Annotated in this window: 17 protein-coding genes; 3 read left to right on the forward strand and 14 right to left on the reverse strand. The window is 71.2% G+C overall.

All coding sequences use genetic code 11. The features are described 5' to 3' along the window. Window positions 1-9: 9 nt before the first annotated feature. Entirely contained in the window at window positions 10-1,680 is a 1,671-nt protein-coding gene (locus ACIBA9_RS13705; protein ID WP_399362604.1) for an alkaline phosphatase D family protein, read from the forward strand. Window positions 1,681-1,726: 46 nt separating this feature from the next. Here the strand turns inward: ACIBA9_RS13705 and ACIBA9_RS13710 are convergent, their stop codons facing one another. Then, window positions 1,727-2,305 carry a dienelactone hydrolase family protein gene (locus ACIBA9_RS13710; protein ID WP_399362606.1) on the reverse strand — a complete coding sequence of 193 codons (579 nt, stop codon included), beginning with the start codon at window positions 2,303-2,305 and terminating at the stop codon, window positions 1,727-1,729. Between the two features lie 107 nt (window positions 2,306-2,412). Here ACIBA9_RS13710 and ACIBA9_RS13715 point away from each other — a divergent pair, with 107 nt between their 5' ends. Next, window positions 2,413-3,519: a mechanosensitive ion channel family protein gene (locus ACIBA9_RS13715; RefSeq protein ID WP_399362608.1), complete on the forward strand. Its 1,107-nt coding sequence runs from the start codon at window positions 2,413-2,415 to the stop codon at window positions 3,517-3,519. 15 nt (window positions 3,520-3,534) lie between these two features. On the opposite strand, the gene ACIBA9_RS13720 is transcribed toward ACIBA9_RS13715, so the two are convergent. The 5 genes from ACIBA9_RS13720 to ACIBA9_RS13740 form a co-directional block, all read right to left on the reverse strand. Then, on the reverse strand, window positions 3,535-5,121 hold the full coding sequence (locus ACIBA9_RS13720) for a Na+/H+ antiporter (protein ID WP_399362610.1): 1,587 nt from the start codon (window positions 5,119-5,121) through the stop codon (window positions 3,535-3,537). Between the two features lie 73 nt (window positions 5,122-5,194). Beyond that, window positions 5,195-5,662 (reverse strand): GNAT family N-acetyltransferase, encoded by a 468-nt coding sequence (locus ACIBA9_RS13725; protein ID WP_399362612.1) that lies wholly within the window; start codon window positions 5,660-5,662, stop codon window positions 5,195-5,197. Next, complete coding sequence (locus tag ACIBA9_RS13730) at window positions 5,659-6,603, reverse strand: RluA family pseudouridine synthase (RefSeq protein ID WP_399362614.1); 945 nt, start codon at window positions 6,601-6,603, stop codon at window positions 5,659-5,661. The genes ACIBA9_RS13725 and ACIBA9_RS13730 overlap by 4 nt, the downstream gene beginning before the upstream one ends. Window positions 6,604-6,648: 45 nt before the next feature. Then, window positions 6,649-7,290 (reverse strand): signal peptidase II, encoded by a 642-nt coding sequence (lspA, locus tag ACIBA9_RS13735; protein ID WP_399362616.1) that lies wholly within the window; start codon window positions 7,288-7,290, stop codon window positions 6,649-6,651. Between the two features lie 67 nt (window positions 7,291-7,357). Continuing rightward, on the reverse strand, window positions 7,358-8,611 hold the full coding sequence (locus tag ACIBA9_RS13740; protein ID WP_399362617.1) for a TraR/DksA C4-type zinc finger protein: 1,254 nt from the start codon (window positions 8,609-8,611) through the stop codon (window positions 7,358-7,360). 615 nt (window positions 8,612-9,226) lie between these two features. Between ACIBA9_RS13740 and ileS the strand changes: the two genes are divergently transcribed. After that, window positions 9,227-12,403: an isoleucine--tRNA ligase gene (gene ileS, locus ACIBA9_RS13745; RefSeq protein ID WP_399362619.1), complete on the forward strand. Its 3,177-nt coding sequence runs from the start codon at window positions 9,227-9,229 to the stop codon at window positions 12,401-12,403. A 259-nt stretch (window positions 12,404-12,662) separates the two neighbouring features. Here ileS and ACIBA9_RS13750 read toward each other — a convergent pair whose 3' ends face one another. The 8 genes from ACIBA9_RS13750 to murG all read right to left on the reverse strand — a co-directional run bounded on the left by ACIBA9_RS13750 (window position 12,663) and on the right by murG (window position 19,893). Beyond that, a complete protein-coding gene (locus tag ACIBA9_RS13750) occupies window positions 12,663-13,874 on the reverse strand; it encodes a DivIVA domain-containing protein (RefSeq protein ID WP_399362621.1) in 1,212 nt (403 codons plus the stop codon). A gap of 52 nt (window positions 13,875-13,926) precedes the next feature. Next, window positions 13,927-14,214: a YggT family protein gene (locus tag ACIBA9_RS13755; protein WP_353600731.1), complete on the reverse strand. Its 288-nt coding sequence runs from the start codon at window positions 14,212-14,214 to the stop codon at window positions 13,927-13,929. A 60-nt stretch (window positions 14,215-14,274) separates the two neighbouring features. Then, complete coding sequence (locus ACIBA9_RS13760) at window positions 14,275-14,916, reverse strand: cell division protein SepF (RefSeq protein WP_066992671.1); 642 nt, start codon at window positions 14,914-14,916, stop codon at window positions 14,275-14,277. Window positions 14,917-15,044: 128 nt separating this feature from the next. Then, window positions 15,045-15,764 carry a YggS family pyridoxal phosphate-dependent enzyme gene (locus ACIBA9_RS13765; protein WP_362153921.1) on the reverse strand — a complete coding sequence of 240 codons (720 nt, stop codon included), beginning with the start codon at window positions 15,762-15,764 and terminating at the stop codon, window positions 15,045-15,047. A 6-nt stretch (window positions 15,765-15,770) separates the two neighbouring features. Further along, window positions 15,771-16,499: a peptidoglycan editing factor PgeF gene (gene pgeF / locus ACIBA9_RS13770; RefSeq protein WP_393898688.1), complete on the reverse strand. Its 729-nt coding sequence runs from the start codon at window positions 16,497-16,499 to the stop codon at window positions 15,771-15,773. Further along, on the reverse strand, window positions 16,496-17,704 hold the full coding sequence (gene ftsZ, locus ACIBA9_RS13775) for a cell division protein FtsZ (protein ID WP_362153927.1): 1,209 nt from the start codon (window positions 17,702-17,704) through the stop codon (window positions 16,496-16,498). Before ftsZ ends, pgeF begins: the two co-directional genes overlap by 4 nt. Window positions 17,705-17,983: 279 nt before the next feature. Next, window positions 17,984-18,778: a cell division protein FtsQ/DivIB gene (locus tag ACIBA9_RS13780; protein WP_399362625.1), complete on the reverse strand. Its 795-nt coding sequence runs from the start codon at window positions 18,776-18,778 to the stop codon at window positions 17,984-17,986. A gap of 26 nt (window positions 18,779-18,804) precedes the next feature. Further along, complete coding sequence (gene murG / locus ACIBA9_RS13785; RefSeq protein ID WP_362153931.1) at window positions 18,805-19,893, reverse strand: undecaprenyldiphospho-muramoylpentapeptide beta-N-acetylglucosaminyltransferase; 1,089 nt, start codon at window positions 19,891-19,893, stop codon at window positions 18,805-18,807. Window position 19,894 lies beyond the last annotated feature (1 nt).

The raw sequence follows: 19,894 nt of genomic DNA on the forward strand, positions 1-19,894 counted from the left end.
TGATCGGTCGTGACCAGTCGATACAGAGAGTCCGAGACGCCCACAGGTCTCGGCATCCTTACCCCCCGCCGCCGTACGGTCGTCAAGGCCGCGGCGGCGGCCGCTGTCCTGGCCGGCCCGCTGGCCGCCGCGCTCCCGGCCCGCGCCGCCACGGACGCCCCCGCCTTCCTGCACGGTGTCGCCTCCGGCGACCCGCTGCCCGACGGCGTCCTGCTGTGGACCCGGGTGACGCCCGTGCCGGAGGCGATACCCGGCTCCGGGGTCGGCCCGGACACCGTCGTGAGCTGGGTCGTCGCCACGGACAGGGCGCTGACGAACGTCGTCGCCAAGGGCTCCACCACCGCCACGGCCGCCTCCGACCACACCGTGAAGGCCGACATCCGCGGTCTGGCGCCGGCCACCGACTACTGGTTCCGGTTCTCCGCCGACGGCACCGACTCCCCGGTGGCGCGCACCCGCACCGCCCCGGCGGCGGACGCGGCCGTCTCGGGGCTGCGCTTCGGCGTGGTCTCCTGCGCCAACTGGGAGGGGGGCTACTTCGCCGCCTACCGCCACCTCGCGGCGCGCTCCGACCTCGACGCCTGGCTGCATCTGGGCGACTACATCTACGAGTACAAGTCCGGCGAGTACGCCGCCCGCGGCAAGGTCGTACGGCCGCACGCCCCGGCCAACGAGATCCTCACCCTCGCCGACTACCGGCTCCGGCACGCCACGTACAAGACGGATCCCGACCTGCAGGCACTGCACCTGAAGGCGCCGGTCATCGCGATCTGGGACGACCACGAGTTCGCCGACAACGCCTGGTCCGGCGGCGCCGTCAACCACACCGAGGGCGCCGAGGGGACCTGGACCGCCCGTCAGGCCGCCGCCAAGCAGGCCTACTTCGAGTGGATGCCGGTCCGCCCCGCGATCGCCGGCACCACCTACCGGCGGCTGCGCTTCGGCAAGCTCGCCGACCTCTCCCTGCTGGACCTGCGCTCGTTCCGCTCCCAGCAGGCGGCCACGGCCAGCGGCTCGGTGGACGACCCGGACCGCACCATCACCGGCCGCGCCCAGCTGGACTGGCTGAAGGCCGGCCTGAAGGCGTCCGACACCAGGTGGCGGTTGGTCGGCAACTCGGTGATGATCTCGCCGTTCTCCTTCGGCTCCCTGCCCGCCGACCTGTTCAAGCCGCTCGCCAAGCTGCTCGGACTGCCGCAGGAGGGCATCGCCGCCAACACCGACCAGTGGGACGGCTACACCGACGACCGCCGCGAACTGCTGGCCCATCTGCGGTCCAACGCCATCGGCAACACCGTCTTCCTGACCGGTGACATCCACATGGCGTGGGCCAACGACGTGCCGGTCGACGCCGGGACCTACCCGCTCTCCGCCTCGGCGGCCACCGAGTTCGTCATCACCTCGGTGACCTCGGACAACCTCGACGACATCGTGAAGGTGCCGGAGGGCGGGGTCTCCGCGGTCGCCGCGCCGGTCATCCAGGCCGCCAACCGGCACGTCCACTGGGTGGACACCGACCGGCACGGCTACGGCGTGCTGGACGTCACCGCCGACCGTGCGCAGATGGACTACTACGTCCTGTCCGACCGCACCGACCCCGACGCCACGTCCAAGTGGGTGCGTTCGTACCGCACCCGCAGCGGCACCCAGCGGGTGGAGCGGACCTACGACCCGGTGTGACGGCCGGCCGGGGTGACCCGCTCAGCGCGATGTCACGCGCGCGCCGTCACTGCGGCCGAAGGGATTCAAGGAAGCCGAGCGCCACCCGCCAGGTGGCCTCGGCGGCCTCCGCGTCGTAGTCGGGCAGCTCGGGATCGGTGTAGAGGTGCCCGGCGCCGGGGTAGCGGTAGACCTCCACGTCGGCGCCCGCCCGGCCCATGCTGAGATACCAGGCGGTCAGCCAGTCGTCCGTCTCGAACGGGTCCGGCTCGGCCACGTGCAGCTGCACCGGCAACTCCTCCACTCGCGCGTTCGGCGCCAGGTCGGACGTGCCGTGCAGCAACAGCAGCCCGCGCGCCTTGTCGTCACCGAGGGCGAGGGTCTGGGCGACGGAGGCGCCGAGGGAGAACCCGGCGTATACCAGGCCCCGGTCCGTGTACGGCGCCACCGCAAGCACGGCCCGCTTGAGCAGTTCCTCCTTGCCCAGCTCCTCCTTGTACGCCATGCCCTCCTCGACGGTGTCGAACGTGCGCCCCTCGAAGAGGTCCGGCGTCCACACCACGTGGCCCGCCGCGCGCAGCCGGTCCGCGGCCGCGCGCACCGCGGGCCCGAGCCCGTAGGTCGAGTGAAAGAGCATGATGTCCATGAGGCCATGGTGCCAGCCGGGAACGGCACCGCCGGACCGCGGCCCTACCCAGACGAGCCGGGAACACACATGTTCATCGACCCGCGAGCCGGGTTAGGCGCCCTGTCATGGAGAACGTACTCCGCCCCCTGATCGTCCTCGGCGGCTCGGTGCTGCTCACCGTGGCCATCGGGTGGGCCACCGACCGACTGCTGCGCAAAGCCGACGAGAGCAATACCGAGTCACCGCTGTGGGAGCTGCTGCGGCGGGGCCGCATCCCCTATCAGCTCGTGCTGTGCGCCGCCCTGCTCAGAGGCTCCTACGACCAGGCGAAGCTCCTGGAGGCGCATCGGGCCGGCCTGGGCCAGACCCTGACCCTGGTGCTGATCGGCTCCGCGGCCTGGCTGGCGATCCGGATCGCCGCCGCGGTCGTCGAGACGTCGTACTCCCGCTACGCGCGCGCCCACCGGGACGCCGCCCGGGTCCGCCGGGTGCGCACACAGGTGGAGCTGATCATGCGGGTGGTGTCCGCGATCGTCATCGTGGTGGCGATCGCGTCGATGCTGCTCACCTTCCCCGCGATGCGCGCGGCCGGCGCCTCGCTGCTGGCCTCGGCGGGCATCCTGGGCATCGTGGCGGGTGTCGCCGCCCAGTCGACGCTGTCCAACATGTTCGCGGGCCTGCAGATCGCCTTCGGCGACATGGTGCGCATCGGTGACACGGTCGTCGTGGACGGCGAGTGGGGCACGGTCGAGGAGATCACGCTGACCTTCCTGACCGTGCGGACGTGGGACGAGCGCCGGATCACCATGCCGGTGTCGTACTTCACGTCCAAGCCGTTCGAGAACTGGTCCCGCGGCACCCCGCAGATGACCGGCATCGTCTTCTGGCACCTCGACCACAGCGCGCCGGTGGAGGCGATGCGCGAGAAGCTGCGCGACATCCTGCGCACGTGCCCGGCCTGGGACGGCCGCGCCTACAACCTGGTGGTGACCGACACCACCGCGAACACCATGGAGGTCCGGGCGCTGGTGACCGCGAAGGACGCCGACGACATATGGACGGTGCGCGTCGCGGTCCGCGAGCAGATGATCACCTGGCTGTCGACGGAGCACCCGTACGCGCTCCCCCGGGTCAACACCTCGGAGGCGGTGCTGCCGCCGTACCGCATCCCGTCCCCCGACAGTTCGTCACTGCGCAAGGCCTACGAGTTCCCGCGCACGGGCCACGGCTGATCCCCGGGGGGGCCGTCAGCGCAGGCTCCGTACGTCGAGATGCCGCAGCACCCGGTCCACGATCTCCGGATCCGCGCCGGGCTCGCTGCGCGCCGCCAGCACCTCGTGCCGGGCGGCGCTCAGCATCTCGCCCTGGATGCGCCGCACCCGCTTGAGCCGCTTGGCGCGCTGCTGCTGCGCCTCGCGGCGTTCCTCCTCGGCCACGTCCGGACTGATCCGGAACCCCAGGTCGAAGGCCCGGCGCAGCATCTGCTCGGACAGGTCCTCGGGCAGCTCCTCCACCTGCTCGATCTCCCGCAGCCGGCGCTTCGCCGCCTTCGCGGCCCGCACCGCGAGCTGCTTCTCGAACTCCTTCTCCCGCTCGGAGTCGGCCTGCACCCCGAGCCGCTTCACCAGCCAGGGCAGCGTCAGTCCCTGGAGCACGAGTGTGGCCACGATCACACCGAAGGCGATGAAGATGATCTCGTCGCGGTCGGGGAAGGGCGAGCCGTCCCCGGTCTTCAGCGGCACCGCGAGCGCCAGTGCGACGGAGGCCACCCCGCGCATCCCGGACCACCACATCACGACGGTCTCCCGCCAGCTGACCGGGATCTCCTCCTCGTAGTGCCGGCGGGCGTGCAGCCGCTTGGTCAGCCAGGTCGCGGGCAGCAGCCACACCAGCCGTACGACGATCACCACACCGGCGACCGCGGCCGCCCAGCCGAGCATCTCGCCCCACCGGCCCTCCGCCGTGCGGATGGCGTTGTGCAGCTCCAGACCGATGAGCCCGAAGGCGACGCCGGTGACGAGGGTGTCGATGATGTCCCAGAAGGTGTGCCCGGCAAGCCGGGTCATCACATCGTCGGCTCCGGTCGCGTACTCGGCGAGGAAGAGGGCCGTGGTGAGCACGGCGAGCACCCCCGAGCCGTGCAGCTTCTCCGCGAGCACGTAGGAGGCGTACGGCACCAGCAGCGTCATGCCGATCTGCAGGGTCGGATCGCCCAGCAGGTCCATCAGCTTGTTCGCGCCCCAGCCCAGCGCCAGGCCCACCGCCACCGCGACCACGGCGGACAGCACGAAGTCCAGAGCGGCCTGCCAGGGCGAGAACGCGCCGCTCACGGCGGCGGCGATCGCCACGTGGTAGAGCACGATGGCGGTGACGTCGTTGAACAGCCCCTCGCCCTCCAGGATCGACACCAGGCGGCGCGGCAGCCCGAGCTGCCCGGCGACGCTCGTCGCGGCGACCGGGTCGGGCGGGGCGATCAGGGCCCCGAGCGCGACGGCGGCGGCGATCGGCAGCCCGGGCACGATCGCGTTCGCGACGAATGCCACACACACCATCGTCACGAACACCAGGGCGACGGCCAGCAGGAAGATCGGCCGGACGTTGGCCGCGAACTGCCGCCAGGAGGTGCGCCGCACGGCGGCGTACAGCAGCGGCGGCAGCAGCGCGGGCAGGATCAGGTCCGGCGGGATGTCCACGTTGGGCACGAAGTCGGCCACCGCCAGGACGCCGCCGAACAGCGTCATCAGCACCGGCGCCGGCACCCCGAAGCGGTCGCCCACCGGGACGCTCACCAGGGCTCCGAGCAGCAGCACGAACAGCAGGCTCAACTGATCCACGGACGGCGCTCCGGGGTCGACGATCACACGGCAGGCCCCAAGCCTGCCATCCGGTCCACGGGAAAGCGTGCTGCTACAGGGCGCGGCGCATGGCGCGGTGCGCGATACCCGCGTCCGGGAACTCCGGGCCGTACGCCACGTAGCCGAGGCGCTCGTAGAAGCCCAGGGCGTGGGTCTGCGCGTGCAGGTCCACCGCGGTGAGGCCGCGCGCGCGGGCCGCGTCCTCGATGGCCCGCACCAGGGCCGCGCCGACCCCGAGTCCACGCGCCTCGCGGGAGACCGCGAGCCGGCCGAGGGAGCCGACCGCCGGGTCCCCGCCGGTCTTCCCGGCCGCCGCCGCCCCGTGCAGCAGCCGCCCGGTGCCGAGCGGCAGGCCGTCCTCGCGGATCGCCAGCACATGCACGGCGCCGGCGTCGTAGGCGTCGTACTCGATGTCCTCGGCGACGCCCTGCTCGACGACGAAGACCTCCTTGCGGACCGCGAAGCAGGCCTCGCGGTCGGCGGGATCCTCGGCGATCCGGACGGTGTACGGCGCGCTCACGCGTACGTCTCCTCGCGGACCTGGTCGAGTGCCGCCCGCAGGTCCTCGGGGTAGTCGCTCTCGAACTCCACCCACTGGCCGTCCCCGGGGTGCTCGAAGCCGAGCCGCACCGCGTGCAGCCACTGGCGGGTCAGCCGCAGCCGCTTGGCGATGGTCGGGTCGGCGCCGTAGGTGAGGTCGCCGACGCAGGGGTGGCGGTGGGCGGCCATGTGGACGCGGATCTGGTGGGTGCGTCCGGTCTCCAGCTTCACATCCAGCAGGGAGGCGGAGCGGAAGGCCTCGATGAGGTCGTAGTGGGTGACGGAGGGCTTGCCCTCGGCCGTGACCGCCCACTTGTAGTCGTGGTTCGGGTGGCGGCCGATGGGGGCGTCGATGGTGCCGCTCGTCGGGTCCGGGTGGCCCTGGACCAGGGTGTGGTAGCGCTTGTCGACCGTGCGCTCCTTGAACTGGCGCTTGAGCGAGGTGTAGGCCCGCTCCGACTTGGCGACCACCATCAGGCCCGAGGTGCCGACGTCGAGACGGTGCACGATGCCCTGGCGCTCGGCGGCGCCCGAGGTCGAGATCCGGTAGCCGGCGGCCGCGAGACCCCCGATGACCGTGGGGCCGGACCAGCCAGGCGACGGGTGCGCGGCCACGCCGACCGGCTTGACGATCACGACCACGTCGTCGTCGTCGTGCACGATCTCCATGCCCTCGACCGGCTCGGCGACCACCTGCACCGGCGCGGGCGCCTGCGGCATCTCGACCTCCAGCCAGGCGCCGCCGCTGACCCGCTCGGACTTGCCGACCACCGCGCCGTCGACCTGGACCTTGCCGGCAGCGGCCAGCTCCGCGGCCTTCGTGCGGGAGAAGCCGAACATGCGGGAGATGGCGGCGTCGACGCGCTCGCCCTCCAGGCCGTCGGGCACGGGCAGGGTTCGGATCTCGGGAAGCGTACTCACCCGTCGAGTATGCCGGACGGGCCACGAGGCACCGAACGAGCCTGCTCAGTCCTTGTGGACCGTACCGTCCGGGTCGAGGCCGCGGAAGGACAGCAGCACGATCAGGATGCCACCGCACACGATCGCCGAGTCGGCGAGGTTGAACACCGCGAAGCCCTTGGGCGCGATGAAGTCCACGACCTCGCCCTCGAAGATCCCGGGGGCCCGGAAGACGCGGTCGGTGAGGTTGCCGAGCGCGCCGCCCAGCAGCAGGCCGAGCGCGACGGCCCAGGGGAAGCTGTAGAGCTTGCGGGCCAGCCGGATGATCACCACGATCACGGCGGCGGCGATGAGCGTGAAGATGATCGTGAAGGCCGCGCCGAAGCCGAAGGCCGCGCCCGGGTTGCGGATGGCGTGCAGCTCCAGCCAGTCCCCGACCACCTCGACGGGCGCGTGGTGCTCCAGCTTCGCGACCACGAGCAGCTTGCTGATCAGGTCGACGGCGTAGGCGAACGCGGCCACCGCGAACAGCACGGCGATCCGGCGTCCGCGCCCGGTCCGCACCACCGGCGACTGCGGCTCGCCCGCGCCGGACGCACCGGTCCCGGCGGGCACACCGGATCCGGCTGCCGTGCCGGCCGCCGTCGTCCGCTCGTCGCTGTCGTCCGGGGTGTCCGGCGTACCGATGATGCGCTCCGCCTCTGCCACGTGAGTCCCTCAACCTAGGTGCCTGACAAAGCACGAGAGTACGTCACGCCCCGAGTGGCCCACACGCTCAGGAGCGGCGTTCCTGCTTCTGCTTGCACTCCACGCACAGGGTGGCCCGCGGGAAGGCCTGCATCCTGGCCTTGCCGATGGGGTTCCCGCAGTTCTCGCACAGGCCGTAGGTGCCCGCGTCCAGCCGCTCCAGGGCCCGCCCGGTCTGGGTCAGCATCTCGCGCGCGTTGGCGGCCAGCGCCATCTCGTGCTCCCGCGTGATGTTCTTCGTACCGGTGTCCGCGTCGTCGTCACCGGCGCCGTCCCCGGAGTCCCGCATCAGCCCGACCAGGGCCGCCTCCGAGGAGCTGATCTCCTCGCGCAGCCGCTCCATCTCGGACTGCAGCTCCGCGCGGGCCTCCGCGACCTCTTCCGGGGTCCAGGGGTCCTCGCCCGGGCGCACCGCCAGCTCGCCGGGCTCCGCCGCGCTGATGCGCGCCCTGGGTACGCCCGTCTTGGCCGTGGCCGTGCCAGGAGTCTTCTTCGCAACCACTGTCGTGGCTCCCGTCTGCTTCGCGGCCCGCGCCGCGCCCGCCTTCTTGGCCGTGTTCCTCGCGGCCGCCTCCGTGGAGGCGTGCTCGCCACCCGCCTTCTCACCGGCGGCGTTCCCCGCCACCGGTTGCTCCTCCGTCACCGCCCCTTTCGCCGCCGAACGCTCTTCCGGGACCTCCTGGGCGACCGCCTTCCCGGCCGACGCCTTCTTCCCGCCCACCCCGCCGACGGCGGTCTTCCCGGCCGCTGTCTTCTTGGTCGCGGTCATCTCGGCCGTGGTCTTCTCGACCGCGTTCTTCCTGGTCGTGGTCTTCTTGTCCGCGGTCTTCTTGACCGCTGTCTTCCTGGCGGCCGTCTTCGTCCCCCCGTTCTCCTTCGCCTGCTCCGTCTCCTGGGCCACGGCCTTCTTCACCGCGGCCTTCTTCGGCGCCACCGTGGCCGTCCTCTTCGCGGTGGCCTTCCCGGCCGCGGGCTTCTTGGCCGCCACCCGCGCGGTCGCCGGCTCCTCCCCGGCGTTCTTCCGCGTCGCGTTCTTCCGCGTCGCGTTCTTCCGCGTCGCGTCCTTCTGCGTCGTGTCCTTCTCCGTCGCCGCCTTCTCCGCCGGGTTCTTCGGCGGCCCCGCCCGCCCGGTCGAGCCGGTGCCCGCGCGTGTGGTCCTCTTCCCGGCCGCCCCCTTCGCCTCGCCACCGGAGCCACCGGAGGTGGCCGTCCCTCCGGAGGCGGCCGCGCCACCGGGCCGGCCGGTCGCCGGCTGCTGTACGGCGGTCTTCTTCGCCACCATGCCGCGACCCCTTCACATATTGTGATATTGCACGTGAATCGTGCTGGGACGATAAATCGACTTGAGCCGCTCGGCAACGGGGCACACCGCCCGATTCGCCCGCCCGCACCCCAGTGCCGCGGGCATGCATCCGTTGTGCCCCGCTCCCCGCCGGGTAATCCGCCGGGAGATCCGCCGGCCCGGCCCTCCCCGGACCCGAGTGCGCGTCCCCTGACCATTCGGGTCACCGCGGCCGGTCCCGGGGGCCGCCGGGCCCGTCCCGGGAAAAGCGGTCCGCCGCTGTCCGTGCGGCGCCGTACACTGGGCGGAGCGAGAAGCGTGGATGGGGACGAGTAGCGGCGTACGCAGCCCAGAGCGACCCGGGGACGGTGTGAGCCCGGGGGCCAGCGCGACGTGAAGATCACCCCGGAGCCGCCGGAGGAAAGCCGCAGCGAACGAGCAGCGGCGAGTAGAACCGGCTTCGCGACCCCAATGAGGGGGCTCACCGGCGCCTACGGCGCGGCGGGGAGCCAAGGAGGGTGGTACCGCGGGAGCGCGCCGCACACGGCGTAAGCAGGAACGAAGGCTCTCGTCCCTCCGACGGAAGGCAGCAAGTCCGTTGGAGGATGCCCGCAGATGACAGCGCCGACGTACCGCCAGGTGCCCGCCCAGGTCGACCTGCCCGCGCTTGAGCACGCCGTGCTCGACTTCTGGCGCGACCAGAAGATCTTCACCAAGAGCCTGGAGCAGTCCGAGGGCCGCCCCGAGTGGGTGTTCTACGAGGGCCCGCCCACCGCCAACGGCATGCCGGGCGCCCATCACATCGAGGCCCGCGTCTTCAAGGACGTCTTCCCCCGCTTCCGCACCATGCGCGGCTACCACGTGGCCCGCAAGGCGGGCTGGGACTGTCACGGCCTGCCCGTCGAGCTGGCCGTCGAGAAGGAGCTCGGCTTCTCCGGCAAGCAGGACATCGAGGCGTACGGCATCGCCGAGTTCAACGACAAGTGCCGCGCCTCGGTGACCCGGCACACCGACGCCTTCGCCGAGCTGACGGCCCGCATGGGCTACTGGGTCGACCTGGACGACGCCTACCGGACCATGGACCCCGAGTACATGGAATCGGTCTGGTGGTCGCTCAAGGAGATCTTCGACAAGGGCCTGCTGGTCCAGGACCACCGCGTCGCCCCCTGGTGCCCCCGCTGCGGCACCGGCCTGTCCGACCACGAGCTGGCGCAGGGCTACGAGACGGTCGTCGACCCGTCCGTGTACGTCCGCTTCCCGCTCACCTCCGGTCCGCTCGCCGGCCAGGCCGCGCTCCTGGTGTGGACGACGACCCCGTGGACCCTGGTGTCCAACACGGCGGTCGCCGCGCACCCGGACGTCACCTACGTCGTCGCGACCGACGGCGAGGAGAAGCTCGTCGTCGCCGAGCCGCTGCTCGGCAAGGCGCTCGGCGAGGGCTGGGAACCCACGGGCCAGAGCTTCACCGGCGCCGAGATGGAGCGCTGGACCTACCAGCGCCCCTTCGAGCTGGTGGAGTTCCCGACCGTCGGCGAGGGAACCGATGGGCAGAGCCCGCAGCCGGCGCACTACGTGGTCAACGCCGACTACGTCACCACCGAGGACGGCACGGGTCTGGTCCACCAGTCCCCCGCGTTCGGTGAGGACGACCTGAAGGTCTGCCGCGCCTACGGCCTGCCCGTGGTCAACCCGGTCCGTCCCGACGGCACCTTCGAGGAGGACGTCCCCCTCGTCGGCGGCGTCTTCTTCAAGAAGGCCGACGAGAAGCTCACCGAGGACCTGGCGCAGCGCGGCCTCCTCTTCCGGCACCTGCCGTACGAGCACAGCTACCCGCACTGCTGGCGCTGCCACACCGCGCTTCTCTACTACGCGCAGCCCTCCTGGTACATCCGCACGACGGCGATCAAGGACCGTCTCATCCAGGAGAACGAGAAGACCAACTGGTTCCCGGAGACGGTCAAGTACGGCCGCTTCGGCGACTGGCTGAACAACAACATCGACTGGGCGCTGTCCCGCAACCGCTACTGGGGCACCCCGCTGCCCATCTGGCGCTGCGAGGACGACCACCTCACCTGCGTCGGCTCCCGTGCGGAGCTGACCGAGCTGACCGGCACCGACCAGTCGAACCTGGACCCCCACCGTCCGTACATCGACGAGGTCACCTTCGCCTGCCGTCACGACGGCTGCGGGAAGACGGCCACGCGCGTGCCGGAGGTGATCGACGCCTGGTACGACTCGGGCTCGATGCCGTTCGCGCAGTGGGGTTACCCGTACAAGAACAAGGAGCTGTTCGAGAGCCGGTACCCGGCGCAGTTCATCTCCGAGGCGATCGACCAGACCCGCGGCTGGTTCTACACGCTGATGGCCGTCGGCACGCTCGTCTTCGACAGGTCGTCGTACGAGAACGTCGTCTGCCTCGGCCACATCCTGGCCGAGGACGGCCGCAAGATGTCCAAGCACCTGGGCAACATCCTGCAGCCGATCCCGCTCATGGACCAGCACGGCGCCGACGCGGTGCGCTGGTTCATGGCGGCCGGCGGTTCCCCCTGGGCGGCCCGCCGGGTCGGCCACGGCACCATCCAGGAGGTCGTCCGCAAGACCCTGCTGACGTACTGGAACACGGTCGCCTTCCAGGCGCTGTACGCCCGCACGTCGAACTGGGCGCCCGGCGCGGCGGACCCGGCGCCGGCCGACCGCCCGCTGCTGGACCGCTGGCTGCTGTCCGAACTGCACGCGCTGACCGACCAGGTCACCCAGGCGCTGGAGGCGTACGACACCCAGCGCGCCGGCAAGCTGCTGTCCGCGTTCGTCGACGACCTGTCGAACTGGTACGTCCGCCGTTCGCGCCGCCGCTTCTGGCAGGGCGACAAGGCCGCGCTGCGCACCCTGCACGAGGTGCTGGAGACGGTCACCAGGCTAATGGCGCCGATCACCCCGTTCATCACCGAGCGGGTCTGGCAGGACCTGATCGTCCCGGTCGACCCGGGCGCGCCGGAGTCGGTGCACCTGGCGTCCTGGCCGGAGGCGGATCTCGGGGCGATCGACCCGGAGCTGTCGCGGCAGATGGTCCTGGTGCGCCGGCTGGTGGAGCTGGGCCGTGCCACGCGTGCGGAGTCCGGCGTCAAGACGCGTCAGCCGCTGTCCCGCGCGCTGATCGCGGCCGCCGGCTTCGACTCCCTCGACCGGGAGCTGCACGCGCAGATCACGGAGGAGCTGAACGTCTCCTCCCTGGCCTCCCTGTCCGAGGTCGGCGGTTCGCTGGTCGACACCACCGCCAAGGCCAACTTCCGTGCGCTCGGCAAGCGGTTCGGCAAGCGGGTGCAGGACGTGGCCCGGGCCGTCGCCGCCGCCGACGCCGCGGCGCTGTCCCTCGCCCTGCGGGAGGGCACGGCGTCCGTGGAGGTCGACGGCGAGACGGTCACCCTCGCGCCCGACGAGGTGATCATCACCGAGACCCCGCGCGAGGGCTGGTCGGTGGCCTCCGACTCCGGTGCCACGGTCGCCCTGGACCTGGAGATCACCGAGGAGCTGCGGCAGGCCGGTCTGGCCCGTGACGCGATCCGGTTGATCCAGGAGGCCCGCAAGAACAGCGGCCTGGACGTGGCCGACCGGATCGCGCTGCGCTGGACCTCGACCGACCCCGCGGTGATCGCGGCGCTGACCGAGCACGCGGGGCTGATCTCCGACGAGGTCCTGGCGACCGACTTCCGCCAGGGCGAGGCCGACGACAGCTTCGGCGAGCCGTTCACCGACGAGGGACTGTCCCTCACGTTCCGGCTGCGCAAGGCGTAAGCGCACGGCGTAGGTACACGCCGTCAGCGCACGGCGTCGGCACGAGGCGTGGACGCGAGTCGTACGCGTCGGCTTCGCTCGAAGGGCCCGGTCTCCTCCTGGAGACCGGGCCCTTCCGCTGGGCACTGGCTGTACGGCGGCGGCCACTCGGCACTTGCTCCGCAACCCGCGTAAAAAGGGCGGGACCCCGGATGGTGATCCGGGGTCCCGCCCTGAACGCTGCCGACGCCTATGGCGTACTACTCACCGTGCCCGGTGCTCAGTTGTCGTCCTCGTCGATCAGGAACCCGCGCATCGGCGAGGGAGCCTGGCCCATCGGGGACGGGCCCTGCGGCCGGACCGGGGCCATGGGCTGGGTCATGGCCGGGGACATCTGCTGCTGACCGCCGTAGGACGGGCCGGCCGGAGCGGACGGGCCACCCATTCCCTGGTTGCCGCCGTAGGACGGGGCGCTCGCGCCGGCCGGGGCCATGGAGGGCGCCGGGGACGGCGGCAGGGACGCGGTGGCCGGAGTGCGCGGCGGCGCCAGGGAGTCGTCGGCCTGGGTCTCCAGCTGACGGAGCTGGGACTCCAGGTACGACTTCAGACGCGTGCGGTACTCGCGCTCGAAGCCGCGCAGGTCCTCGACCTTGCGCTCCAGCGTGGCGCGGGCGGACTCCAGGGAGCCCATCGCGACGCGGTGCTTCTCCTGCGCGTCCCGCTCCAGGGCGTCGGCCTTGGCACGGGCGTCACGCTCCAGACCCTCGGCGCGGCTGCGGGCCTCGCCGACGATCTTGTTGGCCTCGGAACGGGCCTCGGCGATCGCCTGGTCGGCGGTCTGCTGGGCCAGCGACAGGACACGGGCGGCGCTGTCGCCACCGGGACCCTGACCGGGGCCACCCATCGGGCCGCCCATGGGACCGCCCATCGGGCCGCCCATCTGCTGCTGCATGGGCGGCTGTCCGCCCATGGAGCCCTGACCCATCGAGCCCTGACCCATGGGGCCCTGACCCATCGAGCCCTGGCCCATGGAGCCCTGGCCCATCGGACCCTGACCCATCGGACCCTGGCCCATGGGGCCCTGACCCATCGGGCCGGGACCCTGCGGGCCGCCCTGTCCACCGGGACCGGCGGGCAGCTGCGGGGCGCCGCTCGGCAGCTGGGGCGGGCCACCCATGGGGCCGCCCATCTGCTGCTGCGGCGGGCCCGATATCCCGGCGGGCACCGGCTGGCCGGGACCTCGCATGCCCTGCTGCTGCTGAGGGTGCTGCTGGTCCTGCTCCGGGGGCTTGCGCATGTTCTGCTGGTTCTGCGCGGCGGCGCGCGTGGCCGCGGCGAGCTTGGCGCGCAGGTCCTCGTTCTCGCGGAGCAGACGGGTCAGTTCGGCTTCGACCTCGTCGAGGAAGGCATCGACCTCGTCCTCGTCATAGCCTTCTCGGAGGCGGACGGTCGTGAACTGCTTGTTCCGCACGTCCTCGGGGGTCAACGGCATCTCTTCACCTCAACGTAGTCATCGGCAGTCGGCAAGACCGTATCGTCCATATTCATCTCGCCAGGCTTGTCAGGGAGATGAGGATGTAAACGATGATCATCAGTACGAAGAAGGACAGGTCGAGCGCCACGCCCCCGAGACGCAGCGGCGGGATGAACCGCCGCAGAAGCTTCAGCGGTGGATCGGTGACAGTGTAGGTGGCCTCCAGTACGACCACCATCGCCTTGCCGGGTTGCCACGAGCGGGCGAACTGGAAGACGTAGTCCATGACCAGCCGGAAGATGAGCACCACGAGGAACACCAGCAGCGCGGTGTGGACCACCAGTGCGAACACGCTCATGGTCTGCGCTTCCCTCTCCCCTGCTCCGTGCTCTTCCGTACTTCGATCCGGTTGTGCTTCTCAGCTCTGGTTGAAGAACCCGCCCTCTGCGATGCGGGCCTTGTCCTCCGCCGTGACATCGACGTTAGCAGGAGACAACAGGAACACCTTCTGCGTCACCCGCTCGATACTGCCGTGAAGACCAAACACCAAACCGGCCGCAAAGTCGACAAGTCGCTTCGCGTCTGTGTCGTCCATCTCAGTCAGATTCATGATCACCGGGGTGCCCTCACGGAAGTGTTCCCCGATGGTACGGGCCTCGTTGTAGGTCCGCGGGTGAAGTGTGGTGATCCGGTACGGCTCTCGTTCCGACACGACCTTGGGCATGATCACCGGCGCGTTCTTCTCCAGGGACTGACGTTCTTGTGTGATGGATGCCACGGGCGCGATCCGCGCGGGGCGCCCCGATTCCGCGGCGAGCGAAGTCGAACGGGCCACCGGTTCGCGCGGTGCGGGCGGCTGCACGATTCGCACCTCTTCGTCCCTTTGGGACTGATGCGCGCCATGCGACTGGTGTGACGACTCGTGCCGTCGGTGGTCCCGCTCGGGCTCCGGGTCCAGTTCGGGCTCGAAGTCGTCGTCGGGGTCGAATCCGCGGCCGTCGTACCCATCGTCCTCCACGAGGCCGAGGTAGACCGCCATCTTGCGCATCGCGCCGGCCATGCTCTGAGTCCTCCGCTCTGTGGTGGATCGACCGACTACTGCCAAGTGCCCGCGATCCACGAGGTCGTTGCGCCCGTCTTCACAGGCATTGACCATATTTTCTGCTGTGGTCCGACTTCTTGGCGACGTTACCCGAGCCTGGGGCGGACTCCGAGTACCGCAGTGCCGACGCGCACATGTGTCGCTCCGGCCGCCACGGCCTGTTCGAGGTCCGCACTCATCCCTGCCGACACCATGGTTGCAGCCGGATGGGCTCGGCGCAGGTCAGTCGACAAATCCATGAGCCGCTCGAACGCCGCCTGTTCGCGTCCCGCGTACTCCCCGGCGAGCGGGGCGACGGTCATCAGGCCGTCCAGCCGCAGTCCGGGCGAGCCGGCGACGAGTGCGGCCAACTCCTCGACGGCACCGGGGGCCACGCCACCGCGCTCGCCCCGGCCGTTCGCGTCCGCGTCGAGCGCGACCTGGATCAGGCAGCCCACCTCGCGCCCGGCGCGCACGGCCTCCTTCGACAGCGCCGTGACCAGCCGGGACCGGTCGACGGACTGCACGACATCGGCGTAACCGACCACGGAACGGACCTTGTTGGTCTGCAACTGACCGACGAAGTGCCATTCCAGCGGCAGATCCGCGCAGGCGGCCGCCTTGGGTGCCGCGTCCTGGTCGCGGTTCTCGGCGACATGGCGCACGCCGAGGTCCGCCAGGATCCGCACATCGCTCGCCGGGTAGGTCTTGGTGACCACGATCAGGGTCACATCCGCCCGCTCGCGCCCGGCGGCCGCGCATGCGGCGGCGATGCGTTCCTCCACCTTCGCCAGGTTCGCGGCGAGTTCGGTTCTACGGTCCGTCATGCCCCATCAGTCCAGCCACACATAGCCCGCGAGCCGCCCGGTGGTGCGGTCGCGGCGGTACGAGAAGTGATCCTTCGACTCCAGCGTGCACACCGGCGACTGCCACCGGTCGCACACCCCGAGCCGGTCGAGCTGCGCGTGCGCCCCGGCGCTCACGTCGACCGCCGGAGTGCCCCAGCTCGTCGTGGCGTGCGCCGCCGGCTCGACGCCGGCCACCTCGGCCCGCATCGGCTCCGGCACCTCGTAGCACCGGCCGCACACGGACGGTCCGGTACGGGCGACGATCCGGCCCGGTTCGGCGCCGAGTTCGACCATGGCCCGGACGGCGGCGGGGACGATCCCCTTGACCAGCCCGGGCCGGCCCGCGTGGGCCGCGGCGGCGACCCCGGCGACGGGGTCCGCCAGCAGGACCGGCACACAGTCGGCGGTGAGCACGGCGAGGGCGAGTCCGCGCCGGGCGGTGACGATCGCGTCGACCCCGGGCACCGGGCGTTCGCCCCACGGCTCGTCGACGACGATCGCGTCGGCGCCGTGGACCTGGTTCATCCAGACCACCCGGTCCGCGTCCAGGCCCAGCGACTCGGCCGCCAGCTTGCGGTTCCCGCGCACCGCCTCGGGCGCGTCACCGACCGCGCCGCCGAGGTTGAGCTCCTCATACGGAGCGGCGCTCACCCCGCCCCACCGGTCGGTGAAGGCGAAGTGCGCGCCGCTCACGCTCTCGCGCCGTCCTATCACTTGAGGAAGTCCGGGACGTCCAGTTCCTCGGCCGCGCTGTCCGCGTAGGTGCGGGGGGCGGGGGTGACCGGGATCTCGGCCACCGGCTCGGGGGCCGGCTCCGGCTCCGGCTCCTCCTTCGGCTTCACGCTGCCGAGCGAGCCGAAGGAGGGGCGGCTGGGCTCCACCGGCCGGGCGGGCGCGGGCTCCTCGCGACGGCTCGGGGCCGATGCGGAGGCGGAGGTGGAACCGAGGACGTTGTCCCGGCGGGCCGGCGGCTGGCCGCCGTCGAAGCCGGCCGCGATGACGGTGACCCGGACCTCGTCGCCGAGGGCGTCGTCGATGACCGCGCCGAAGATGATGTTGGCCTCGGGGTGGGCGGCCTCGCTGACCAGCTGGGCGGCCTCGTTGATCTCGAACAGACCGAGGTCGGAACCGCCGGAGATGGACAGGAGCACGCCACGGGCGCCGTCGATGGACGCCTCCAGCAGCGGCGAGGAGATCGCCATCTCGGCCGCGGCCACCGCGCGGTCGTCGCCGCGGGCCGAGCCGATGCCCATGAGGGCGGAACCCGCCTCGGACATGACCGACTTGACGTCGGCGAAGTCGAGGTTGATCAGGCCGGGCGTGGTGATGAGGTCGGTGATGCCCTGGACACCGGAGAGCAGGACCTGGTCCGCGGACTTGAACGCGTCCAGGACCGAGACCTGGCGGTCCGAGATGGACAGCAGCCGGTCGTTGGGGATGACGATGAGGGTGTCGACCTCTTCGCGGAGTTCCGCGATGCCGTCCTCGGCCTGGTTGGCGCGGCGCCGTCCCTCGAAGGTGAACGGGCGCGTGACCACGCCGATGGTGAGGGCGCCGAGCGAGCGGGCGATGTTGGCCACGACGGGCGCGCCGCCGGTGCCGGTGCCGCCGCCCTCGCCGGCCGTCACGAAGACCATGTCGGCCCCCTTGAGGACCTCCTCGATCTCCTCGCGGTGGTCCTCTGCGGCCTTGCGGCCGACGGCCGGGTTGGCTCCGGCGCCGAGTCCCCGGGTGAGTTCACGGCCGACGTCGAGCTTGACGTCGGCGTCGCTCATCAACAGCGCTTGCGCGTCGGTGTTGATGGCGATGAACTCGACACCCTTGAGACCGACCTCGATCATCCGGTTGATGGCATTGACACCACCGCCGCCGACACCGATGACCTTGATGACTGCGAGGTAGTTCTGCGGTGCTGCCACGTCGAAGGCCTCTCGCCTCGAATTACGTTGTCGCCGCCGTGCGGTGCCCCGCGCGTGGACGACAGATGCCGAATGGGACGGTCCGTAGCGCCGACCCGAACCCTAACCTTGAAGTTTAGGGTTACCAGTGTGTCTGTTCCCTGGAGTCTTCTGAACAGGACACTAAGTCGACAAGTGGCGCCCGTTCAACGAACACGCCGAACCTCCCGTTTTTCTTTTCACCCTATGTGATCAGGCATAGCAGTGCCCAACCAGGGTGCTGGCCTGCGCTGATGTGCGTCAACTCCCCGATGACGCAGGGGCGGTGGGCACGCTGACATCGAAGTGCCGGGCGCCGGGAGCTGCTTTCATGAGTGCTGTGAGGGCTCGTGCCTTGGCGCGGCCGTTCTCGCCGCTTCCCCACGCGACCGTGCGGCCGCCCCTCAACTCCAGCGAGATGTCGTCGTAGGAGCGGAGCCGGACGGCCCGGGTGTCCCGCGCCACGGCGGCCGGAAGGGCGCCGGCGACCCGGACGGCCCCGCGCACCAGGCGATCGGTGCCGAAACGCCGGAAGACGGCCGCGCCCGAACCCGCGCGGGAGAGGGACAATTCCAGCATCGGAACCCCGATCGGCGCCCGCGAAACCGTGGCGAAACGCACACCTTCGTCATCGACTTCGACGAAGTTCGCGCCCTTTCGGACCAGCAGAACCGGAGTGCGCTCCACCACTTTCAGGCCGATTCCATGGGGCCAGGACCGGACCACGTCGACGCTGTCGATGCGGCGCAGTTTCCGGCGCAACCGGGTCTCGATGGCGCCGGTGTCGATGGAGACCATCGGCGCCCCGACGGGCACGGCCGCCGCCTCCCGCACCTCGGCGGGGTTCAGCACGAGGGTGCCGGACACCGAGACGTGGTCGACCCGCAGCCACTGCGAGCCGTACAACACCCAGGCGCCACCGGCCCCGAGCAGCAGGAGGAGCACGGCCAGAATGACGATCACAAGAACGCGCGGTCTTCCGAGCCCGCGGGCGGGCGGCGGGCCGGACGACTCCTGCTGGCGTTCACCGCGCTCGGCGGTGGTCGGTCCGGCCACGCTCACTGCCCTTTCGTCATACGGTCCTAACGGCGCGAGGCGATCGCCTCGTACACCATGCCGACGAGGAGGTCGTCGGCGTCCCGGCGGCCGAACTCGCTTGCCGCGCGGGACATCTCGTACAGCCGGTGCGGGTCGGCGAGCACGGGCAGCACGTTCTGCTGCACCCACTCGGGCGTCAGTTCCGCGTCGTCGACGAGGAGTCCGCCACCGGCCTTGACCACCGGCTGGGCGTTGAGCCGCTGTTCGCCGTTGCCGATGGGCAGCGGGACATAGGCGGCCGGGAGCCCGACGGCGGAGAGTTCGGCGACGGTCATCGCGCCCGCGCGGCAGAGCATCATGTCGGCCGCGGCGTACGCGAGATCCATCCGGTCCAGGTAACTTACCGGCAGATAGGGCGGCATACCCGGCATCTGCTGCACCTGCGGCAGTTCGTTCTTCGGTCCGACCGCGTGCAGGATCTGGATACCGGCCTGCTGCAGCCACGGCGCGACCTGCTGGACCACCTCGTTGAGCCGGCGGGCGCCCTGGGAGCCGCCGGAGACCAGCAGCGTGGGCAGGTTGGGGTCGAGCCCGAAGCGGGCGCGGGCCTCGGGGCGGACGGCGGCCCGGTCCAGCGTGGCGATGGAGCGGCGCAGCGGGATGCCGATGTAGCGGGCGTCGCGCAGCTTGCTGTCCGGGGTGGAGACCGCGACCCGGGCCGCGTACCGCGAGCCGATCTTGTTGGCCAGACCGGGGCGGGCGTTGGCCTCGTGGATCACGATGGGCACGCCGAGGCGCTTGGCGGCCAGATAGGCGGGCAGGGCGACGTAACCGCCGAAGCCGACGACCGCGTCCGCCTTGGTGCGCTCCAGGATCTGCTCGGCGGCCTTGATGGTGCCGCGCAGCCGGCCCGGGACGGTGATCAGTTCGGGGGTGGGCTTGCGCGGCAGCGGCACCGCCGGGATCAGCGCCAGCTCATAACCGCGTTCCGGGACGAGCCGGGTCTCCAGGCCCCGCTCCGTGCCCAGGGCCGTGATACCCACGGTCGGGTCCTGCCTGCGCAGGGCGTCCGCGAGGGCGAGCGCGGGCTCGATGTGGCCGGCGGTCCCCCCGCCGGCGAGTACGACATGCACC

The sequence above is a fragment of the Streptomyces sp. NPDC051452 genome (genome assembly GCF_044454765.1).
Classification (GTDB): Bacteria; Actinomycetota; Actinomycetes; order Streptomycetales; family Streptomycetaceae; genus Streptomyces.